The sequence below is a fragment of the Kitasatospora sp. NPDC091257 genome, from assembly GCF_044757675.1.
In the GTDB taxonomy this organism is placed as follows: Bacteria; Actinomycetota; Actinomycetes; order Streptomycetales; family Streptomycetaceae; genus Kitasatospora; species Kitasatospora lactacystinica.
In genome coordinates this window covers 1-1,850 of sequence record NZ_JBIVVI010001503.1, presented here as the reverse complement: position 1 = coordinate 1,850, position 1,850 = coordinate 1, and the positions used below count along the sequence as shown (strand labels likewise).

General features: G+C 72.5%; 2 protein-coding genes. Both read left to right on the top strand.

All coding sequences use genetic code 11. The features are described from left to right. On the top strand, positions 1–775 hold a 775-nt coding region (locus ACIQOV_RS39750), incomplete at its 5' end, for an LD-carboxypeptidase (protein WP_401055797.1). A gap of 92 nt (positions 776–867) precedes the next feature. Then, on the top strand, positions 868–1,542 hold the full coding sequence (locus ACIQOV_RS39745) for a nucleoside/nucleotide kinase family protein (protein ID WP_380552672.1): 675 nt from the start codon (positions 868–870) through the stop codon (positions 1,540–1,542). The last annotated feature ends 308 nt before the right edge of the window (positions 1,543–1,850 follow it).

Here is a 1,850-nt window from a genome sequence, read left to right as displayed (position 1 = left end):
CCACCCCTCCCTCGGCTACCTGGCCGGCACCGACGCGGACCGCGCCGCCGACCTCCGGAACGCCTGGCTCGACCCCACCGTCGACGCCGTCATCTGCGCCCGCGGCGGGTACGGCGTGCACCGCATGGCCGACCTGCTCGACTGGACCGCGATGCGCGCCGCCGGGCCCAAGCCCTTCATCGGCTTCAGCGACGTCAGCTCCCTCCACGAGGCGTTCGCCCAGCGCCTCGGCCTCGCCACCCTGTACGGACCGCTGGCCGCCGGGGCCTCCTTCGTCTCCGACGGCCCGACCGCCGAGCACCTCCGCCGCACCCTCTTCGACCCCGCCGCCGTCACCGTCCTCACGTCACCCACCGCCGCCCCGCTCGTCCCCGGCCGGGCCCGCGGCGTCACGGCCGGCGGCTGCCTCCACGTCCTCACCGCCGAGCGCGGCACGCCTGCCGCCCGGGCCTCGTACGAGGGAGGCATCCTGCTGCTCGAAGACGTGAACGAGCACCCCTACCAGCTCGACCGCCTGCTCACCCAGCTCCTGCGCTCCGGTGCCCTCGACGGCGTGGCCGGTGTCGCCCTCGGCTCCTGGGAGGGCTGCGGACGGCCGGAACGGGTCCGGGACGTGATGCTCGACCGGCTCGGCGGGCTCGGCGTCCCCGTGCTCTGGGAACTGGGCTTCGGCCACTGCCCGTCCACCCTCACCGTCCCGCTCGGCGTTCCCGCCCTGCTCGACGCCGACGCCGGCACCCTCACCCTGGACCTGCCCGCCCTCGCCGAACGCTGAGCCGGCTCGGCCCGGCGGCCCTGTGCCCGGCACGGGGCCGCGCCGAGCACGGGCGTGCTCAGTAATACGGGCGCGCTCAGTAAGGTGCGGCCATGAACGAGGACCGCCTCACCGCCCTTGCCCTCGCTTTCCTCCGCGGCCCGGGCAGCAACGCCCGCACGATCCTGGGACTTGCCGGCCCGCCCGGCGCCGGCAAGTCCACCCTGGCCCGCCACCTGGTCGCCGAGGTCGAGCGTGCCGAAGGCCCCGGCACCGCCGCCTACGTCCCGCTCGACGGCTTCCACCTCTCCGGCGCCCAGCTCGACCGCCTCGGCCTGACCCACCGCAAGGGCGCCCCGGTCACCTTCGACGCCCACGGCTACCTCGCCCTGCTGCGCCGCATCGCCGGCGACCGGTTCCAGGACATCTACGTCCCGGACTTCGACCGCACCCTGGACGAACCGGTCGCCGCCCGCCACGTGGTCCGCCCGCACACCCGGCTCGTCATCACCGAGGGCAACTACCTCGCCTCCGCCGACACGCCCTGGTCCGATGCCCGCCGACTCCTGCGCGAGCTCTGGTACGTGCACACGGATGACGAGGTCCGCGAGGAGCGTCTGCTCCGGCGGCACCGCGACGGCGGCCGCGACGAGGCCACCGCGCGCCAGTGGGTCACCGGCAACGACCACCCCAACGGCGCGTACGTGAAGCCCGGGCGGGCGCTCTGCACCCGCACCGTCTCCGGGACGGGTTTGCCTTCGACCCCGGACAGGGGTAGTGTTTCCTAGTCGCTCGGCAGGGAGCACCGGACACGCATCGGCGCGGACGGTCCCGGAGCGGCCAATCCCCAGAAACACCACTTCCGGTTCGTGCCGGTCGTTTTCGCTTTTCGCGTCTCGACCTGGTGCTTATTCGGCGTGCACGTTTTATCGGATTGCGGTCGGATTCGCTTTTCGGAGCGGGGATCGGCTAGAGTTTGAAACGTCGGACGGGGCGTCAAGCCCCGGAAGACACCGGCGAGTTGGATGAACGAAGCCCCGGAAACGGAGCGGAAAACATCTGATAAGCTGGAAACACGAAAGAACGAAGCCCGGAG